The organism is Leptospira bandrabouensis (genome assembly GCF_004770905.1).
Taxonomy (GTDB): Bacteria; Spirochaetota; Leptospiria; order Leptospirales; family Leptospiraceae; genus Leptospira_A; species Leptospira_A bandrabouensis.
Genome location: NZ_RQHT01000014.1, coordinates 1,829,445 through 1,850,000, shown reverse-complemented (window position 1 = coordinate 1,850,000; position 20,556 = coordinate 1,829,445). Strand labels below are relative to the sequence as shown.

Sequence of the window (20,556 nt, the reverse complement as noted above, 5' to 3'; positions counted from 1 at the left end):
TCCACGCTACTTATACGCACTATTCATGCTCGCTTTCACTTCGCCTTCGAGATTCTCTCTCTTAAGCTTGCAACGTAAAATAACTCGCCGGCTCATTCTACAAAAGGCACACCATCACTCGTTTCCAAGCTCTGATACCTTGTAAGCGTACGGTTTCAGGTTCTATTTCACTCCGGTTCCCCGGTGCTTTTCACCTTTCCCTCACGGTACTTGTCCACTATCGGTCACTAGGAAGTATTTAGCCTTGCGGGGTGGTCCCCGCGGTTTCCCACAAAATTACACGTGTCCCGTGGTACTCAGGATACTTACAGGAGGACTAGCAGTTTCGTCTACGGGACTATCACCCTCTTTGGTTGGCTGTTCCAAAACCATTCCACTACCACTAATCTTTGTAACTCCTCGATGCATTCTGAACTGCACCCGTAAGTCCTACAACACCTCTGCTACAGCGATCCAGATCTGTAACGTAGTCAGAGGTTTAGGCTCATCCGCTTTCGCTCACCGCTACTGACGGAATCGAGGTTTCTTTCTCTTCCTCCAGGTACTAAGATGTTTCAATTCCCTGGGTCTTGCCCACATTGCTGTGTTACACGGTTTGGCCGTGTAGGGTTCCCCCATTCGGAAATCGACGGATCAAAGCTTGTTTACAACTCCCCGTCGCTTATCGCAGCAAACCACGTCCTTCATCGCCTTCTAGTGCCTTGGCATCCACCGTACGCCCTTAATTACTTGACCATATTACTCTTACGAATAATATCCTAAAGTTTTTTTGTTCGTCTTTTTTGATGAACCATACATGACTCGGCGTCTGTATGGCCCTCGGCGCATTGTTTGTTTTCTTTACAATGTCGTATATAAGTTGTCAAAGAACGAATGTTTCCCTACAGACTAATCACCCAGGAGTATTCTCGTGGAAAATTAAAATGTCGGTTATTCGTTTTGCTTTCGCAAAGGAAGATCTTCCTCTCCCTCCACCCACAGTCGCCTGCAAGCTACCGGTTTCATGAATCGTTAAAGAATCATGCGGTAAAAACCAAAGTAATTTCAAAACCCAAGCGGTCAACAAGCTTTTATAAAAAAGTTCGTGGTTCAATACCAAAAGATAAGATTTTTTTTATATGGTTTGAGATATGAAGATAGTCGTTATGTGACATAATTCGATTATGTGGACATTAACTAAAGAGAGACATGAATCGATGTTAGTTGGCACTAAACGAGAAACGCAATGTTGGCTAACCATTGATATGCGGTTGCTACAAGCAAGAAGGACAGCACCTAGCTATGAATATGCGGTGTTTACGCATGTGAAATTTAATACAAAGCCATAAGGCTCATTTTAGTTACTTTGTGTTAGAGAACCCAGTAACAAATAAGGAAGAAATAGATCCCATTGAATCGAAGTTTGGTGAAACGAGCATAGGAGGTTTGTATCGCGGATGCGTTTTGTTCGATTGGGATTTGCATTATGCAAACATAGTGGCGGTATTGTTAGAAAGGCTTGTTGGTTGTTATTCTTTTTTACATGTATCTTGTGGGAAAGGTGAACTTAATCAGAAATTTTTTTCTGTAAGGCAAATCATAGTTGGAAGAAATGGGAGATCGTGATAGAAGGGAGTCATTGGGTGGCGGGTGGATTACCCCTCCCAGTTCGATCAGGGCGGGGAAAGTCTACTTTCTTATACCCCACATTAAATTGCATTTAACCTTTCATTCCCGCAAAACTATCCCCACAAAATTCTCTTGCAATTTCTTGAATCGATGTAAAAACTTAGTTGCTCATTAGGGATTTCTTATATGAAAAATTTCATCTGCATCCTCCTCTCTCTGTCCCTCCCACTCCTTGCCGTAAACACTGTGATCCTAAAAAATGGCAAAACTCTGAAAGGAAAAGTAACAGATCAAAATGAACAAGGACTCACTGTGCAAACAGCAGAAGGTCCGCAGACCCTTTCCAAATCACAAATTCTAAAAGTTATTTATAAAGATGTAAGCGAACAAGAAGCAGAAAAGATTCGAATCGCAGAAGAAAAAAAACTACGAGAAAAGGAAGAAAAAGAAAAAGCCAAACTCGAAAAAGAAAGACTTCTTGCAGAAGCAAAAGAACAAAAACGTCTGGAAGAAGAAGCTAAACTTGCAGAACAAACAAAACTCGCTGAGGAAAAAAACAAAGAAACCTTAGCAGAGAAAGAAGCCAGGGCAGAGGCAGAATGGCTTGCGACAAGAAAACTTGGCCCCTCTCCAGCAGCCAACCAATGTGGCGGTCGACTAGCTTTGGTTTGGCGATCTTCCCTAATCCCTGGATGGGGACAACTCTGCGGTGGGTATTATGTGTCTGCTGGGACACTTAGCACCTTATTCTTTGGAACTTTATTTTATACCTTGGGCCCCTTACGCACAGAAGAACAAAACGCCAAATCCCATTATGATACGATGGTTTTACTCAATCAAATAGGAGGACCAGGCACACGACTCAACGCACAAAATATCAGTTTGCCCTCCGAATTTTTCCAAGTTTATGCAGAATCATCGATCGCAGAAGATTTTATTGCTAAAAGTAGAGAAAATGCAAAAAGTTCCAACACCATATACTTAGCAGGATTAGGAACAGCAAGTATCATCTATATCACAAATTTAGTTCATGCCTACATGATTGGCAAAGACAGATACCCAGATAGACCCACTGTCAGTACAGGTGGGAAACAAATCAAAGAAGGTTTGGATTTCGAAACCAGTTGGGACAGACCCTATTCAATCACAGGGATTCGACCACAGACCAGTGCCGTATATACGGAAGTCCGTTATTCATTTTTATTCTAAGGAGTTTTTTATGAAAAAGATACTCATCACACTACTCATTCTCCTCTCCTTTCAATGTAGAATTTTTAAACCTTCCGATCTGGATCCTTCTCAAGATTTGGGCACCTTACAAACATTACTAAGGTACCTTGCTTTGATCGATGCTTTTAATACCTATAGCCAAACAGTTGCCTTTATGAAATTTGCTGATCCCAATGGTACACCTTATGCGAGTGGCATAGTTGAGTATTCTGTGTTTAATGAGGCAGATGAAAACGGGGTTCCTGTTTCTTCCTACGGTGAATCCGGTAATATCCAACCCTATACTGTGACTTTGGATGCTTACGGACGTGGATTTTTGTTTTTTAGTGAAAGAGGAATTGCAAAAATCACAGTTAAAAATTCAGGAAATACCGTTGTTGGCAACGCTAGTTTTCGAGTTTATAACGGTCTCACCAAACAATCATTTTTCTGGTTAACCCAAAGTGGTTCCACTCAGTTTATTTTGGAAGACTTAGCCAATTACAGAAATCGACTGGGATCCTCAAATTTGCTCACCTCACTTGGATCAGCAAACGGGCGTCAGTTTCTCTATTTACAAGTGCAAACATCTTATACTTCCTCCACTCAATATTCATCTACTGGATATATCATCTCTAGTGCTGACGGAGAATATTACGACCAAGTAACAAAAGTTAATGGAGTCAACTTGAAAGTAGATTCAGGATACGAAACCTTATTAAAAATATCCAAACCTATGTTTAATGGGACGGAGTATATCTTTTTCGTGTCGGAAGAGAGGGCAACCTACCCCGCTCCCGGAACCTACCAATCAAATAGAAACTTAATTTTTAAAATCCCCCAGTCTTTCCCAAACACAAGTGAAGTCATAAACCTTCCCATTGCTTCCAATGCAAACTTGTATCGACCCGATGCGTTTCCTTGGATTTACCCGGCGTTTTATTTCTCAGGACGATACCTTGTCACACCAACCTATTACACGGAAACGGAAACACGACCCACATTATTAAACGAGAATTTTGCGGTAACTCAAGATGCTGTTTTGGGATTTAGTTGTATGATGGCAGACTCAAGTCTGGGAGCTATCTCTTACCAATTGGTCAATGTAGGAGGAACTGAATACTTACAATGCCAAAACACATCTTCATTAATGAATACTCAGACAATCCAAGTCCGCAGTCTAGATAGTGTTGGATTATCCAATCGAGTCATCACCTTTGATACAGGCGGAGGTGGTATTACATTCCAATCTCCCATTTTTTATGTAAGAGGAAAATTGGTGGCCTTACTCAATAACAGCGGGACTGTTGGATATACGTTTCCCACTGATAACTATGGCGGATCTAGTCCAACTATCACAAGAAATTCTAGCCCAATCACAGGATTCAACTCTGGGTTATCTAATAGCAACCCACTCCTTCGTAGTGTTAAAAGTTCTGGAAATGTCGACTATTTCCTCCTATCCGAAAGTGCCACGTCGATTTCACCAAACTATCAAATCTTTCGAAGTACAGATTCTTTGGCCAGCGCCTCTCTTTTACCAACCATTCCTCCAGAGTATAATTCTCCCATTTCCAATGCCGAACAATTACAATCTGCCAATGGGAAATTAAACTATACTTGGTCGATCTATGGCCCGATTGGAATTGGTTCTTTGCCAGTTTTTCTCACCCGTCATACAAGTGATGATGGAAACTGGGAAACTCTCCCTCGTTTGATTAAAATCCGTTAAAGGATTCACTTGGGAAAGGGAGTGTTGTCTTTCAAAAAAGAATTCACAATCGCTTCGTATTCATTAAAGCGAGTGTCTATCGACTTACAATGAAGAGCACCCCAATCAGTAACAAACAATTGTTTACGATTCGATTTTAAATTTTGAAAAATTTCTTCCGAATGAGAAACAGGGGTTACTTCATCCTCTTTGGAATGGATGATAAGAACTGGTGCAGAAATAGATTTGGCAGCTTTTTTCGGGGACACTTCGTCCACAAGGAAATCAGCCCTGAGCTCTGCCAAAGAAAGCGCAATGGGAGAAATAAATAAAACTAATGGGGAATAAAAATCAACCGCACGTTTTTCCACAATGGAACGCATATCCATGTATGGAGAATCTGCAATGACAAAGGCAAAATCGCTTCGCCCTTCGGCATACTGCAATGCAGTGGCAGCCCCAAAAGAAGCACCAAAAATGCCGATATCTTCTTCCGGCACAGTGCTAATCTCAGAAAAAAACTCCATTGCCCGTTCCAAGTCTTGTTTTTCATAAAAACCGTACGTTCCGTATTCTCCCGCACTTTCACCGTGATGGCGAGCATCATAAGTAAACAAACTGCAACCCCGTTTCCAAAATAGAGGTGTGTATTTAAGAATTCCGTAACGAGTCCTTCCATGTCCATGGAGCAAAACCACACCACATTTTTTCTTTTTAGGATTTTTAAAATACCAACCACGAAGCCGTAAACTTCCGTTTTGGAATCGAACTGATTCCGGCTCAGGAAGGCCAAAATCGGCAAATGAATTTATCTTTAATTTCGTCTTATCTTCCTGTAAATTGGAGATAGGAAAGGAGATTATGGAAGATGAAAAATAATACCCTGCGCCTAGCAAAAAAAAGGTGAGAACTATAATCAATATACTAAAAGTCTTTTTCATCAAAGGGCCTAGTTGGAAAAATCTAGGAAAGACCACAATAGGAAAAGCGAATTTTCCCAAATGGGAGTTTTTGATAAGAAAAAGAATTGCCTACCTACGATCTATCCATCATTTCTTAAGGAAATCTATGAAACTTTATTTAGCGTGTTTCTCCCTACTCCTATCCCTGTCCTTTGTCAACTGTCGCACTATGGATGCTGCCATTCAATATCCAGATTCAGGAAAAACTGACCTAGGCATCACTAAGGTTGCAGTTTTGCTTTTTGACATTGAAGATGCCAATTGGGGTGATGAATTTACTGACGCAGTATCCCTACAAATTGCCAAACTCCTCCCCATTAAAGTCATAGAAAGAGAACAATTGTCGAAAGTTGTGAACGAACAAAGTTTTTCCAAAACGGGAATCATTGACACACAAACAGCCGTTCGTCTAGGAAAAGTTTTAGGAGTGGATGCCCTTATTTTTGGAAGAGGATCGGCTCTCAAAAAATACGATGAAAAAGGAAAACTCATTCCTAACTTAGTGGATACGGTATCTTTAAAAATTGTTCATATCGAATCTGGACATGTGATTGTCAATGCACGTAAAAAACCGGGAGCTGATTGGACATTTGGCCGAGTTTTACAATATAGTTTAGGGCTTGGACTGATTTGGAGCCGTGAAGACATTCTACTGACTACAAGCGAATATGATTTTGTAGCAGAAAGTTTAGTAGAACGAATTGTCTCTGAACTGAAGAAATAATTTATCTTAAATCAAAAGGAAAAATGATGAAAATTAATATTGGAATCCCAGAAGAAGAAAGAAGTGCTATCTCTGAGTCTCTAAAAAAACTCTTGGCAGATACGTATACTTTGTACCAAAAAACTCATAGTTACCATTGGAATGTAACAGGACCCATGTTCCAAACTTTACATATTTTATTTATGACGCAATACACAGAACTATGGAATGCCATTGACCCTATCGCCGAAAGAATTCGATCTCTTGGATATTATGCTCCGATGGGTGGTTGGGAATTTGCAAAATACTCAAGCATTGCAGAAGACAAAGAAGTTCCCAAAGCCCAGGATATGATCAAACATTTAGTTGAGGGAAATGAAGCGGTCATTCGCACGGCACGCGCTGCTTATGCACCTGCAGAAAAAGGAAACGACCAAGCCACTTTAGATTTACTTACACAACGTTTAGACATTCATGAAAAAACAGCTTGGATGTTACGTTCCTTACTCGAAGATTAATTTTTTTTGAAACAGTAGTCAAATCTAGGCTACTGTTAACTTTCGTATTATCCTGTTTCTTTCCAAAACAAAACACATTTAAGCTTAACCAATATTGCCGAAGGTGTATTCTTTAAAAAATAATATCAAGAATGGAAAGACAATTCTTGATTCAAAATTTCCAGATATTCCGTTTGGTGTGTGAAATGAATGTAATGGCCGCCACCTGCTATTTTGATTTTGTGGTTATTTTTAAAAAAATGATCCATCACTCCAAAATCAGAATCTCGGATATATTCAGATTCACCACCTAACAAAAATAATGTCGGAGTCTCAGATGTTTTTTCAAATGTAAATACATCATCAAAAACTCTTCGAGCATGATTCAGACCATCCACATTCAATTTCCATCGGTAAGTACCATCTTCGTTTCGATCCAAACTCATTTGCAAAAACTGTCGGATAAAGGAATCTGTTACGTATTTTGCCATTTCAGAATCAATTTCTGTTCGGGATGTAAATCCATCTAAGGCAAAAGACATGGATTGGATTTCTTTATCGTAAGCAAATGGATAAGACCTAGGTGCAATGTCTTGGATGATCAGTTTTTTTAGGATTCCAGGATGGGTTAAATCAAAATACATAGCCACAAGTCCACCCATAGAGTGACCCAATAGAACCGGATTTTGAATTTTATGATCAAAGATAAATTCTTCCAAATCCTCTGACATCAATCGGATGGAGTGTTCCTCAGAATGGGGAGAATCTCCGTGGTTTCTCTGATCAACCGTATAAACTGAACCAAAGTTTGATAAAAACCTTGCCACAGTCACCCAATTTTTTGAAGATCCGAATAACCCATGTAAGATGATAATATCACCTAGTGATTTCCGCGTTGGGTCAGAATTCTGGAATGGATACAGTTTATGACTCAATTTCATAAAAACTTCTCCGCTTTATCAAATAAGCGATTTATTAGCGAAAACATTCTTTTTTTAAGATTTGCAAATGAGGAAGGATTTGTTTTTTTTCACGAGGTCCAATCTCTGAAGCATAACGAATCATCTGGTTGATTTCAGACTTAATTCCCTCACCGACTGGCGCAAAACAAGGGATAGAGTCTGGATCTTTTGTCATTGATTGCAGATTGTTGACCAAATCTTTAGTATATAAAGTAATATAATTACCTGTAGGGAACAAATAGATATAACGAAGTTTTCCCTTTCTCATTTCTTCTAAACGGCATTTTAAATCTGTCCCGCATTCCACAGCAGGCATACTTTCTGTTGCCAAATAACCAGCATAATCCGAATGTTTGGTTTTTGGATAAGCTTCTAGTAGTTTCCAAAAATAATTTGAATCCACAAAGTATTTTCCAGAACTATAATCGTATAACAACTTAGTTTGATGCCGTTTTAAAAATTCCAAAGTGGATGGATCATTATCAGGTTTGATTCCCTTAGTATTCATAAGATCCACAGTTTTTTTTAGAAAAAAACCTGCCTTTGCCCTGATATATATAAAATCATCCCCGGTAAATTTTCCCGTAGAAGAAATGGCAAAAATTGTGTCTGTAATCTCTTGTTTGGCAGGAAAATCAATCTGATTGGAAAGGATCATTCGTTCTGCTTCAAATAACAAAGTAGACAAATACTGTTTGGGAGGAACCGAACGGACAACAGAACGTTTGATAAAACCAGATAGGCCATCTTCTAACTTCACTGGAATCCATTCTTCTTTAGGACTTTCAAGAGAATCTCTATCAAACTTTACAGGTTCTCCAAACTTAAGTTTACGCAAAACATCACTTTTTTGATCTGCAAACAAATGTAAGTTGAGACCAATCACAGGAATCACGATCTCTGAATGTAAATCTCTTTTTATCAGTTCCGAAGGTTTGGATTGCTTCGTTTTTTCTTGTAAGGTGGGGGCTGCCAAAATGGAACCAACTGCGAGAAACAAAAAACCTGAATAAACAATGGAAATTTTAATTTTTGAAAAACCTTTAGGTTTTAGATTTAATGGGGAAATTAAAGATTTCTGAAAACGAAAAACCAAAACCCATCCTAAATTAAGAAATAAGTTAGGTAACTTTGTCCCTCTACAAAGGTTATTTAATAAAGGGACAAATATCATTTTACTTTTGTAAATCCAGAACCATTTGTTTGATACGAGCCACACCTTTTTCGATGTCTTTATCACCTAACGCATAAGACAATCGAATGGCTTTATCATCCCCAAAGGCAATACCTGGCACTGCTGCCACATTGTATTTATCAAGGAGCACATCACAAAATAGTTTGGAATAAGAACTTTCTTTTTTCTCCGAAAGAAGGCGCTTGAACCCAGGAGTCTCATATACACCAGTGATATATGGGAACGCATAAAAAGCACCTTCTGGCATACGGCATTCCACACCGGGAATCTCACGTAATAGTCCCACGATGAGTTTACGTCGTTTGTCAAATGCTTTTAACATTTCTGCCACAGGTGTTTGGTCACCAGTGAGAGCTGCCTCAGCCGCTGCTTGAGAAATAGAGGATGCATTACTTGTAGATTGGCCTTGCATGGTATCCATGTTTTTTATAATCTCTGCATTTCCTGCTCCGTATCCAATCCTCCAACCAGTCATGGAATATGCTTTGGATACACCATTGATGACAAAAGTTTTTTCCTTCATCTTAGCCGAGATCATGGCTGGATTTACAAATTCCAATCCATCATAAATGATTTTTTCGTAAATATCATCCGAAACTGTAATGATATCTTTTGGTTCCAAAACCTTTACCAGTGCTTCCACATCCGAACGAGTGTAAGCTGCCCCTGTAGGGTTAGATGGAGAATTAAAAATAAAAACTTTTGTTTTGGGTGTGATAGCTTTTTCTAATTGCTCTGGTGTGATTTTAAATCCACTAGAAATGTCTGTAGCCACAATCACAGGAGTTCCTTCTGCCAAACGAACAATGTCCGCATAACTTACCCAATACGGTGCAGGGATAATTACTTCGTCACCAGGATTTAAAGTTGCCATAAAAAAATTATAGAGAACTTGTTTTCCACCTGTTCCTACAATGATTTGGTTCTTTTCGTACTTTAAACCATTTTCGGTTTCAAATTTACGAATGATGGCCTCTTTTAAGGAAACAGTTCCACTCACAGGAGTGTATTTGGTTTTCCCTTGGTCCATTGCTTTTTTAGCAGCTTCTTTGATATGTGTTGGTGTATCAAAGTCAGGTTCCCCTGCGCCAAATCCAACCACATCAAGTCCACTCGCTTTCAACTGATTTGCTTTTGCAGTGATCGCGAGAGTGGGAGAAGGTTCTACGACATCCAGTCGTTTTGCTACAAGTTTCATTTTGTCCTCTATTTAGTGAGTGATTCCTCTGGAACAGTCTCTTTGAACTGATCCAAAGTATAAATTTCGTATTCATACCCTTGTTCGGTGAGGAAGAGCTGTCTGTTTTGACCAAACCTTTCTTCGTTGGTATCACGCGAAATCAGTGAATAAAAAATGGCCGTATTGTCTTGGGATTTCGGACGAAGGATCCTTCCTAAACGCTGAGCCTCTTCTTGTCTGGAACCAAAGGTTCCCGATACCTGGATGGCAATGTTCGCATCCGGTAAGTCGATAGAGAAGTTTGCCACCTTCGAAACCACAAGTTGTTTGATTTGGCCAGTACGGAAGGCTTGGTAGAGCTCTTGTCTTTCAGGAAGAGGAGTTTTTCCCGTAATCAATGGAATTTTGAAAGTATTAGAAATTTCTTCTAACTGATTGATATACTGTCCAATCACCAAAATGTTGTTAGTGGAATGTTTTTTCAAAATATAACTGATCGCACGAAGCTTTTCTGGGTTTTCTGATGCCAAACGAAATTTTTCACGGTCATCTGCTACAGAATACTTCATACGAAGGTCATCTTCCATTGGCACACGAATTTCCACACAATTGGCTTCTGCAATCCAAGACTTGGCTTCAAGTTCCTTCCAAGGCACATCATATTTTTTAGGTCCAATGAGAGAGAATACGTCTTCCTCGAGTCCATCTTCACGTACCAGAGTCGCAGTTAAACCTAACCTACGTTTCGCTTGGAGTTCTGATGTCATACGGAAAACAGGAGCAGGAAGTAAGTGAACCTCATCATACACGATGAGTCCCCAATTGTTCGCACTAAAGATATGAAAGTGAGTAAAGTCCCCACCTTTTTTCTTTCTATGAGTTAAGATATTATAAGTGGCAATCGTGATGGGTTTAATTTCTTTGAGTTCCCCAGAATACTCCCCAATGTCTGACTCAGGGATATCGGTTTTATCGACAATTTCGTTTCTCCACTGACGAATGGACAAAGTGTTCGTGACTAGAATGAGAGTTTCTGCTCCCACAATTTGCATAACCCCCATACCCACGATGGTTTTCCCCGCACCGCAAGGAAGGACCACAACTCCGGATCCTCCTTCGTTACGTCCGCCCGCATGGAAGGCCTCCACCGAAGCTCTTTGGTAGTCACGCATTCCAAACTTAATCCCACCTTTTGTCGTAGGACGTAAGTTAAATGGATATTTGTTTCCTTCATCGTAACCCGCAAGGTCTTCCACAGGAAAACCAATTTTGATTAACGCTTGTTTGATGTGGCCACGATATTCTTTTTTAATACGAATTTTATCACCTTCCATTCCATCCACAAAGGGTTGAACGGCGCGGTTGTTTGCAATTTCAGTAATGAATCCTTTTTCGTTGGAAATGATATACAATTCCCCCGATTCTTCTTTTACCAGTTTCACTTTACCGTAACGAGAAATCTGCTCTCGAATTTCATTCATTACGTTTTTAGGAACCGAATAACGGGCAAACTTAGTTAAACCTTCAATGATCTCTTCGGCTGTCATTTTAATGGAAGCCGCATTCCACAAAGAAAGTGGAGAGATGCGATAGGTATGCATATATTCCGGGCTTTTTTCGAGCTCAGCAAACTTGGAAACGAGGTCCCGACAGGCTTCAAATTCTGGGTTATCCACCTCTAGAAGCATTGTTTTGTCACTTTGTACGGTGAGTGGCTTGGTCATGGTATTCCCTCTCAATTTAACCAGGCTGGGAAGAGAAACCGCCCTGTCAACTCCTTTGATTTTAATAGATTTTCGATGAGTTTTCACTGCCTTTTTGAGTAAATTCCATTTTTTCTGAACAAACCCCGCTCACAAACCGTCTAATCTAAGTTAATCTTTACCTTCCTAATTTTAATAATTGAATTGACTTCTATTTCATTTCTTTGGGCGTTCCCCAATTTGTCCCTATTGAAAACTTTCATTTTCCAAGGGTCAGGCTCCTCCGGGGTGCGCTAACGCTTCCGCCAGCTTCTCTTCGTTAGACGATTCGCTGGCCTTACGCCCTCCAGATCCTTAACGTTTCAAATAATCCTCTAAAATAGATTCATTGGCACCTATCGTATGCATTCGATCGGTGAGAAATTTTCGAAACTCTCTGGCACCCTTTTCTCCATGAAAAAGACCCAAAATATGGCGCAGAATATGATGCACTTTTCCGTCTTTTTTGAGAGCCGAGTGAATATAGGAAATAAGTTCACGAAGCACTTCTTCTCTCGAAAGAGGATTTTCTTTTGCTCCAAAATACAATTGGTCCACTGCATGAAATAAAAACGGATTGTCGTAAGCCGCCCGCCCGATCATCACTCCATCTACTTTTGTTAGATGTTCTTTAATTTCAGCGTGGGTTTTAATTCCCCCATTGATAGTAATCGGTAAATCGGGGAATTCCTCTTTTAATCGATAAACATCTTCATAACGGAGAGGTGGAACCGTTCGATTCTCTTTGGGAGAAAGTCCTTCTAAAATCGCTATCCTTGCATGAACGATACTATGATCGACACCAGCATCCTTAATTTTAGAAACAAAATGATATAAATCCTCGTAACTTTCTTTTCCATTCACACCAATCCGATGTTTGACGGTGACTGGAATTTTGACCTTTGCCTTACAAGCAGAAACCATCTCCGCCACAAGGTTTGGTTCTTTCATAAGACAAGCACCGAAACTGCCACTTTGTACTCGATCTGAAGGACAACCTACATTCAGATTGATTTCGTCGTAACCATAATCTTCCCCAATTTTGGAACATTCTGCCAGCGCCACAGGAGAATCACCACCTAACTGGAGCGAAATGGGATGTTCTTCTTTGGAAAAATCTAAGTATCTATGGTTGTCTTTTCCACGAAGGATGGCACCTGTGGTCACCATCTCGGTGTAGAGTAATGCTTGTTTGGAGATAAGCCGTATAAAAAAACGGAAATGTCTGTCCGTCCAGTCCATCATCGGGGCAACAGAAATGCGGTACGATGGAACTGAACTTGTCAAAAAAATCTCCTATGCTTCTTGTGGGTGTTCCTCTCTGGAGGGAAGGCTTAGAACCGAGGCTATTTCTGTCGGAACCCCTCTATGGATTTCCTCAGAAGCAATTACTGCAAAGTTCCTTGGGGGTAGTTCCTTTGTCAAAAAGAATGCAAAGGCTTGTCTCAAGTATCTAGAAACCACAAAGATCAGGAACCTGTTCTCATCCAATGCCTTTTGTAATTCATTATAAACCGATTCCAAAATCCTCACACGAATGTCATGCGGAAGGATGATGAGTTTACTTCCATCGGTTTCATCGAGTGTGATGCTTTTGTTCATACGATCAATGATCCTTGGATCAATGGTTACCACATGTAACTTTCCATCAGGCGAAAGGAAATCATTGATGATTTGACGCGATAGGGCCTGCCTTACATGTTCCGCTAAATCAAACGGATTGTTGGTGCGAGGCAAATGATTGGCAATCGCATCCATAATTTTCGGAAGGTTCTTAATCGACAAACCTTCTGCCAATAGATTCTGTAAAGTCTGTTGGATGATTCCTAGGCGACCTTGTTTGTCATAATCCAATTCACCCACAAGAGTCGGATGAGTTTGGCGTAAATGTTCGAGAAGTGCTTTCACTTCTTCCCTTCCAAGAAGTTGTGATGCATAGTTCGAAATTAATTCTTTCAGATGGGTGATGATGACAGTCGATGGATCCACCACCGAATACCCTTTGTTCTCCACTTCAATTTTATCATTGGGATCAATCCATGTTGCTTTTAAACCAAATGCTGGTTCGGTGAAAGGTTCTCCCACAATCGGTTCTAAATTACGGGAAGTATTGTTCATCGCCATCAAACGATCTGCTTTTACAGCCGACTGTCCAACCACCACTCCATTGATACGAATGCTGTAGTTATCGTGAGGGATTTCTAAATTGTCTATGATCCGAATGGCAGGGATCACAAGACCAAAATCAATCGCAAATTTTTTACGTGTATTGGCAATTTGTTCGAGTAAATGTCCACCCGAAGAGGCGTCCACTAACGGCAGTAAGTCGCGACCCAGTTCCACCTGTATGGCTTCCACAGAAATTTCTTTGATATAGTTTTCTGGTTTTTTCTCTTGAACTTTCTCTTGAGAAACTGTTTCGATTTTTTTGATTTCTTCTTTGGCCACTTGTTCGATGGAATATCCTAAATAACCAATGGCTCCTGCTAAAAAGAGTAGTGAGAAAAAAGGAAGTCCAGGGATAAGACTGGCCAAACCAAGAGCTCCTGCCACTACATACAAAGTTTTGGCATTTCCAAAAAGTTGGTCTTTGATCTCCACAGTCAGTTTTTTTTCGGAACTAGAACGTGTGACAATGATACCAGTTGCGGTTGTAGAAAGTAGACCTGGTATTTGTGAAACAAGACCATCCCCAATGGTAAACTTTCCATATGTTTCAATCGATGCTAAAAAAGATTCCCCTCGAATGGTAGATCCAATGAGAATCCCACCAATTAAGTTGATGGCGGTTATGATAAGCCCTGCTCTCACATCCCCTTGTACGAATTTGGAGGCTCCATCCATGGCCCCATAGAAATCCACTTCCCTTTGGACTTTTTTTCTTTTTACCTTAGCTTCTGCCTCAGTAATGGCCCCACTATTGAGTTCCATATCGATGGACATTTGTTTTTGTGGTAATCCATCGAGTGTAAACCTTGCTGCCACTTCCGAGATCCTAGTCGCACCTTTAGTGATTACTAACACCTGTACAATGGTGAGGATAATAAAGATAATAAGTCCGACTACATACTTCCCAAGTCCCGATTCTCCACCCACCACAAAGGTTCCAAAAGCTTCGATCACACTGGAATTCATCGCAGGGCCTTTGGATAAAATCTGTCTTGTTGTAGATACGTTTAGCGCTAACCGGAAGAGAGTGGTGATAAGAAGTAAACTTGGAAAAATGGAAAACTCACTTGGCTCTGTTACAGACAAGGCAGTCATTAGTATTAGTAATCCTAACCCAATACTTACAACAATCAGGATATCCAAAACAAATCCTGGGAGTGGAACAATTAACATCCCAAGGATCAGTAAGGTTCCTACTCCTAAAACAACGTCAGACTGTTTGAGTATATCTCTAAAGTTCATACGGTTATGCCATTCCTACTTTTTTTTTGAACTTCTCAAGGGTGATGAGGATTTGCACCACCGCCTGGAAGAATTCTTGTGGGATCTCTTCTCCCACTTCTACTTGTGCGTATAAAAGACGTGCTTGTTTGGGACTTTCAACGATGGGAACATCATTTTCACGAGCGATTCTTCGTATTTCTAGCGCTAGGCGATTCTCCCCTTTTGCAATCACACGAGGCGCTGAATCCCTTCCCATTTCATAAGAAAGTGCAACGGAATAATGAGTTGGGTTTGTGATGACTACGTCTGCTTTGGGAACTTCTCGTAACATATTCCCTTGCATCATGTCACGTGCCAGTTGCATCCTGCGATTTTTCATTACAGGATCACCCGAATCTTCTTTCATCTCTCGTTTGGCTTCCGAAGGAGTTTGTTTGAGAGATTCTTCAAATTCAGACTTTTGGAAGAAGAAATCAGCAACAGCAATCCCCAAAAGTAAAAGCCCTGCGGCCATCATGATTTTAAATCCAGAATAGGTGATGAGTGAGATGGCTTGCATCATCCCCATATTTCCTGTGAGTAGAACTTTTAAAAAATCACCAGAGATTAAAATATAACTTATAACGCCAATTAACACTACTTTTGCGAGAGATTTCACCAAATTAAACAAGGTTTGGCGGTTTGGTAAAACCCTTTTAAAGTTTGGTGTGATTCGATCCAACCGAAAGGAAAGTGCTCTCGGAGAAAACATAAATCCTACCTGCACCACATTTCCAACGATGGCAAATACTACTGTAATCGCAAGAACTGGCCAAAGCAGATTAAAAAAATCACGTGAAACTCCGGCAAGAATCACCCGAAACTCTTCTGCTCCAAACCGGTCCAGTTTCATTCCCATAGGAAGGTATTTTTTGATAAAAATAGCCGTATTTCGTATAAATGTATCACCCAAGATAAAAAGAACCCCTGTCCCACCTAACAATACCAGGGTGGAGGCAACTTCATTGGATTTAGGAACATTTCCTTTTTCCTTTTCTTCCCTCCTACGGCGTTCACTTGGTGGCTCTGTTCGACCCTCGTCTGCCGCCGCAAAAAGTTGAAGATCGATTTCATAGTAACCAGAGGAGAAACAAACAGGTTTTGCCAAAGTTTCGCTTTGCAGGTTAGGAAAAGTAACATTCAAAAAAGATTCAAAATCACCAAACAATGATTTGATCCAAATTATAATTTCAGTGTTGTCCCATCCGAATACAAATTTTATCCATTCTTTCATAAGTTGGGCCACTCCCGAATGAGTAAACTTGCCTTATCCATAGATATCTGGATGCCTTGTACCATTTGTGTGGCGATAAAGGTAAGAGTGGCAATGAGAGTGAGGGTTCCAATAAAAACTTTCAAAGGGAAAGACATGGACATCACATTCATTTGTTGTGCTGCCTTTCCCATTAGTCCTTCTGCAAGAGAAACTAAAAAAAGGATCCCCATCACGGGTAAAGCGATCTTAAATGCCACAACAAACATAGCTCCGATCGCCTCTTCCATCAAACGATATAGTCCAGCATTTACCTTTCCCGTAAAAGAAATGATTCGAATTTTTTCAAAGGAATACGCTAGTGTTTCGATGAGAAACCGGTGTGCCCCAATCACAAGAAAGAGGGCCGTTGCCATTAAGTTCTTCATGGTTCCAATGGCGGGAAGTGAGTTTTGGGTCACAGGATCTAAAATCTCCGTATAACCAAACCCAATTTGGTTGTTAAAAAATTCACCCGCCATTTGAAAGGCAGCAAACACGAGTGAGACGAGAAATCCAATAAAAACTCCCACCAAAATCTCAGTGATAATTAAGATTCCGTAGTTAATCATATGCCCAGGAACAGGTGGCATATATGTTGCCACCACCGGATAAACAATAAGAGAAACCATAAAGGAAAAGATCATCCTAAGAGAAAAATTAATCGATTCCGATGAAAAAAAAGGCGCTACAAGGAATAGTCCGAGCAGGCGGACTAAAACCAAAAGAAATGATTGAAAGTGTAAAACGAATGCTTCCATATCATATCTTTTCTATCATAAAAAAAATTTCGCGGGTATAGTCGGTCATGACTCGCACCATCCATGCGGAGAAAAAAACTATCACCGCAAAAATAGAAACCAGTTTGGGAACAAAAGCAATTGTTGGTTCTTGGATAGAAGTGGTTGTTTGTAAAATTCCAACAATGAGTCCCACTACCAGTGCCGTGATCAGAATAGGACTGGAAATTTTTAGAGTCACAATGAACGCTTCTCTAAGTAAATTTACAACATCAACCTCTGTCATTTATAACTCCTTACTAGTTCCAATACAAGTAAGTTCCATCCATCGATCAGGATAAAGAGGATGAGTTTCAAAGGAAGTGATATCATTACAGGGGGCAACATCATAAAACCCATGGCAAGAAGGGCAGACGCCACAATGAGATCGATTACGATAAAAGGAATAAAGATATAAATACCAATGATAAATGCTTTTTTGATTTCACTTAACATAAAAGCAGGAACTAAAACATAAGAAGGAACATCCTCAAAGGATTTGACATTTTGTACTTTTCCAATTTTCAAAAACAAAGCAACATCTTTGGTTCCATCTTTTCCTAATTGCCTGATCATAAATTGACGCAAATGTTTCATGGAACCTTCCATCATCGCCGTTTGGTCAATTTTTCCATTTAAGTATGGTTGGAGGGCTTCATCATTCACCTTACCGATGGTAGGTGCCATAATAAAAAAAGTAACAAAGAGAGCAAGGCCCATCATCACCTGGTTTGGTGGTAAGTTTTGTAACGAGAGTGCCCTTCTCACAAAATCAAATACGATCACAACCTTTGTAAACGAAGTGACACTCATCACGATGGCTGGTGCCAAAGAGAGAATGGTCACAAGAAAAAGGATCATCAGAGATAAACTTGTTTCTTTTGGACCTTTCGCCTCGTTTACGTTAAATGATAAATTCGGAATAGGGATTCTTGTTCCCTTATCTTGGGCCATAAGGCCCGTAAACCCACCAGCGGAAATCAGGAACAAAATCCCAATGAGAAAAATAATAGATTTATGTCTCTTTATAAAGGAAAAAAAACGAGATCTCACGTTTCCCCTCCTTCTAACAGTTCACGGTGTTTACGAAGTCTTTCCAAACCTTCTTTGGCCTTTCTTTGGATCTCAAGAGCCCCGTCGGATTCCAAACTTTCCATTTTGGAAGGATTGATCCTAATTTTCCTCTGTGCTTTTGATTGTAAACTTTCCAGAACCGTTTCCAAAAAATTAGGAACATAAGGATCGGCTTCCTCTTTCATTTTTTGGATTTGTGATTTTTCGTCGGGAGAAGTCACTTCTGTGAGTAAACTTACCGAACCATCGGCAACGCCGATAACAAGTGTTCGACCACCCACTTCGACAATCTGAACTGATTGTGTGGCCGAAAGTGGCAAACTAGACAAAACCTTCATAAACCCTTTTACAGGATATTTTGCCGACTTTGTTTTTTGCATTTGTAGGATAAGAAAATAACCAGCACCAACCAGTATACTTAAGACAATTAAAATCTTAAGTAGTATCCAAGTGGCAGAAGGAGAATCATCGGAAGTATCTGCATACCTTTCTTGGATGAGGTTTGTTTCTTCCGAAACCTTTGTTTCCGAACCAGGATTCGTTTTACTGGAGTTAGAAGATCCTTCAAATTTTGGACCCGAATTGGGATTACCAACATCGGCTGGTTTGGATTTTGTATCTCCCAATTCCTGACGAAGGATTTGGTCCAGTTCCTTTGTTTCTGTCGATTGAGAAAGGATGGGTGCAGAAAAGAAAACGAGAGCAAAACAAAAGTACATAACTTGCCCCTTTTGTTTTAACATTCTCTTAGTGAATCCAATCATTTTTCGCCTTTGAGTCGATCGGTAGGACTTACGATATCGGTAACACGAACCCCGAAGTTTTCATCGATAACCACAACCTCACCTTTGGCGATAAGTTTGCCGTTCACAAGTAAATCCACTGGTTCACCCGCTAACTTATCTAGTTCGATGATAGAACCTTCACCCAAACCCAAAATATCTTTGATGTACATTTTGGTTCTTCCCAGTTCCACGGTAAGTGCCATTTGCACATCCATCAGAAGGTTGAGGTTAGTTTGGCCTGGACCACCACCTGCTGTCGCCAGAGAAGGAAAATTTACACCTTTGATACCAACAGAAGATTGTCCACCACCCATACCCATGTTAGGTTGCATGTTGACATTCATTCCACCGGACTGTTGTTGTTGTTTTTGACCACCACCCTTTTGGATATCCAAAATGGAGTTAGCCATAGACAATGCGATTACATAATAAACTTTAAAGGAACCTACTCCATCAATATTCAAACTGAGAGAGGTTTTCACCAAATTGTTGTCATCTGGTAGTTGTAAATCGCGACCAGAATTTACAAGAGCGATTTCTGGTGGACTACCAGACATGGCGCCACCAAGTTTCATCCCAATTTGTGCCGTTACCGTCCCCAAAATGGGAGATAAAGAATCTTTTAGGGTTTGCAGTTGTGCATTATCAAGTTGACCGGGAGGAGTCATTCCTCCCATCATCACACCTGCAATTTTTGCTGCATTCTCTTGGGCCATAATGAGACAAGCCCGTCCCGCCAAACTTCCGCTAATCGTTGAAAACAAACTTACGGATTTGGTTCCGAGTTCCTTTTGGATATCGGTAGAGGAGCTCGATTCGGTGGCAGGGTTCATAAAACGAGTGTTTTTTGCCAAGATCGTGCCAAGTGTGTTCCCCGCCACCTGGAATGCAGAGCCGATCACATCAGAAATAATGTCGCGGTCAATTGGAGATAGGTTGTCCGATGACGAACTTGCGGCGCCACTTAAGGAAGAGAGGTCGAATGTATCATCCGCACCTTGTAGTAATGCGTCTATCTCGTCTTGTGAGAGTGAACCTTCACCCATACCCTTATATCTCCGGAAAACTTAGGATAATGAGACATAATATGAATCTTTTTGTCACTCAGTTTTTTCCCGAATTGACAAAAAGTAAACGAGTTTAGTCGAAAGCACTCGCCAGTCCGTCCGAATAGGCACGGAGATTGTCATAAGAGTAAATCCCTGTGTTATGGTAATCACTCCAGACAATAGAAATGGCATACCTACCCACTTTGGTCCAGGAAAGGAGTTTGATGGACTGGATATGACCAGTGGCATCCCCCACTTTCCCGCCATGCCCCCCACGACAGGTGGCACAAGGGCATTTTTTCCTAAGATCCAAAAGCGAATATTTGGAACCGTGACCATCTTTCCACTCGATATAAAGAGAATCCTCATCGAAAGAAATTTCTTTCGGTATGGTGGCAAACTGTGAATTCGACATT

General features: G+C 40.5%; 18 protein-coding genes and 1 rRNA gene (1 of these 19 cut by a window edge). 4 read left to right on the top strand and 15 right to left on the bottom strand.

Features of this window, described 5'->3' with window-relative positions; all coding sequences use genetic code 11:
- Nucleotides 1–735: ribosomal RNA gene (locus EHR07_RS15900) — 23S ribosomal RNA — on the bottom strand; it reaches 2,189 nt to the left of the window's first position.
- A 1,059-nt stretch (nt 736–1,794) separates the two neighbouring features.
- Here EHR07_RS15900 and EHR07_RS15895 point away from each other — a divergent pair.
- Both EHR07_RS15895 and EHR07_RS15890 read left to right on the top strand, forming a co-directional pair.
- Nucleotides 1,795–2,817, top strand: a complete 1,023-nt coding sequence (locus EHR07_RS15895; RefSeq protein ID WP_135745958.1) for an LA_0442/LA_0875 N-terminal domain-containing protein — start codon at nt 1,795–1,797, stop codon at nt 2,815–2,817.
- 10 nt (nt 2,818–2,827) lie between these two features.
- Complete coding sequence (locus EHR07_RS15890; protein WP_135745957.1) at nt 2,828–4,549, top strand: hypothetical protein; 1,722 nt, start codon at nt 2,828–2,830, stop codon at nt 4,547–4,549.
- Nucleotides 4,550–4,554: 5 nt separating this feature from the next.
- On the opposite strand, the gene EHR07_RS15885 is transcribed toward EHR07_RS15890, so the two are convergent.
- Nucleotides 4,555–5,469, bottom strand: coding sequence for an alpha/beta hydrolase (locus EHR07_RS15885; RefSeq protein ID WP_135745956.1), 915 nt, complete (start codon nt 5,467–5,469; stop codon nt 4,555–4,557).
- Between the two features lie 127 nt (nt 5,470–5,596).
- Between EHR07_RS15885 and EHR07_RS15880 the strand changes: the two genes are divergently transcribed.
- The gene (locus EHR07_RS15880; protein WP_238778241.1) at nt 5,597–6,214 is read left to right on the top strand and encodes a CsgG/HfaB family protein; all 618 of its coding nucleotides are present in this window, start codon (nt 5,597–5,599) and stop codon (nt 6,212–6,214) included.
- 23 nt (nt 6,215–6,237) lie between these two features.
- Nucleotides 6,238–6,711: a Dps family protein gene (locus EHR07_RS15875; RefSeq protein WP_208739809.1), complete on the top strand. Its 474-nt coding sequence runs from the start codon at nt 6,238–6,240 to the stop codon at nt 6,709–6,711.
- 125 nt (nt 6,712–6,836) lie between these two features.
- Here EHR07_RS15875 and EHR07_RS15870 read toward each other — a convergent pair whose 3' ends face one another.
- From EHR07_RS15870 to EHR07_RS15810, 13 genes are all read right to left on the bottom strand, one after another.
- A complete protein-coding gene (locus tag EHR07_RS15870) occupies nt 6,837–7,631 on the bottom strand; it encodes an alpha/beta fold hydrolase (protein ID WP_135745955.1) in 795 nt (264 codons plus the stop codon).
- A gap of 34 nt (nt 7,632–7,665) precedes the next feature.
- The gene (locus EHR07_RS15865; RefSeq protein WP_238778243.1) at nt 7,666–8,748 is read right to left on the bottom strand and encodes an SH3 domain-containing protein; all 1,083 of its coding nucleotides are present in this window, start codon (nt 8,746–8,748) and stop codon (nt 7,666–7,668) included.
- Between the two features lie 79 nt (nt 8,749–8,827).
- Nucleotides 8,828–10,045 carry a pyridoxal phosphate-dependent aminotransferase gene (locus EHR07_RS15860; protein WP_135745954.1) on the bottom strand — a complete coding sequence of 406 codons (1,218 nt, stop codon included), beginning with the start codon at nt 10,043–10,045 and terminating at the stop codon, nt 8,828–8,830.
- 8 nt (nt 10,046–10,053) lie between these two features.
- Nucleotides 10,054–11,751, bottom strand: coding sequence for a DNA repair helicase XPB (locus EHR07_RS15855; RefSeq protein ID WP_135745953.1), 1,698 nt, complete (start codon nt 11,749–11,751; stop codon nt 10,054–10,056).
- Between the two features lie 333 nt (nt 11,752–12,084).
- Nucleotides 12,085–13,014, bottom strand: a complete 930-nt coding sequence (gene dusA / locus EHR07_RS15850) for a tRNA dihydrouridine(20/20a) synthase DusA (RefSeq protein WP_244288976.1) — start codon at nt 13,012–13,014, stop codon at nt 12,085–12,087.
- A gap of 51 nt (nt 13,015–13,065) precedes the next feature.
- Nucleotides 13,066–15,180, bottom strand: coding sequence for a flagellar biosynthesis protein FlhA (locus EHR07_RS15845; RefSeq protein WP_135745951.1), 2,115 nt, complete (start codon nt 15,178–15,180; stop codon nt 13,066–13,068).
- A 4-nt stretch (nt 15,181–15,184) separates the two neighbouring features.
- Entirely contained in the window at nt 15,185–16,435 is a 1,251-nt protein-coding gene (locus EHR07_RS15840) for an EscU/YscU/HrcU family type III secretion system export apparatus switch protein (RefSeq protein ID WP_135745950.1), read from the bottom strand.
- Nucleotides 16,432–17,214: a flagellar biosynthetic protein FliR gene (gene fliR / locus EHR07_RS15835; protein WP_135745949.1), complete on the bottom strand. Its 783-nt coding sequence runs from the start codon at nt 17,212–17,214 to the stop codon at nt 16,432–16,434. Before fliR ends, EHR07_RS15840 begins: the two co-directional genes overlap by 4 nt.
- A 1-nt stretch (nt 17,215) precedes the next feature.
- Nucleotides 17,216–17,479 carry a flagellar biosynthesis protein FliQ gene (gene fliQ, locus EHR07_RS15830; protein ID WP_002974890.1) on the bottom strand — a complete coding sequence of 88 codons (264 nt, stop codon included), beginning with the start codon at nt 17,477–17,479 and terminating at the stop codon, nt 17,216–17,218.
- The gene (fliP, locus tag EHR07_RS15825) at nt 17,476–18,285 is read right to left on the bottom strand and encodes a flagellar type III secretion system pore protein FliP (RefSeq protein WP_135745948.1); all 810 of its coding nucleotides are present in this window, start codon (nt 18,283–18,285) and stop codon (nt 17,476–17,478) included. Before fliP ends, fliQ begins: the two co-directional genes overlap by 4 nt.
- On the bottom strand, nt 18,282–19,025 hold the full coding sequence (locus tag EHR07_RS15820; protein WP_135745947.1) for a FliO/MopB family protein: 744 nt from the start codon (nt 19,023–19,025) through the stop codon (nt 18,282–18,284). The genes fliP and EHR07_RS15820 overlap by 4 nt, the downstream gene beginning before the upstream one ends.
- 41 nt (nt 19,026–19,066) lie before the next feature.
- A complete protein-coding gene (fliN, locus tag EHR07_RS15815; protein ID WP_135745946.1) occupies nt 19,067–20,137 on the bottom strand; it encodes a flagellar motor switch protein FliN in 1,071 nt (356 codons plus the stop codon).
- A 94-nt stretch (nt 20,138–20,231) separates the two neighbouring features.
- On the bottom strand, nt 20,232–20,555 hold the full coding sequence (locus EHR07_RS15810; RefSeq protein ID WP_135745945.1) for a DUF971 domain-containing protein: 324 nt from the start codon (nt 20,553–20,555) through the stop codon (nt 20,232–20,234).
- Nucleotide 20,556: the final 1 nt, after the last annotated feature.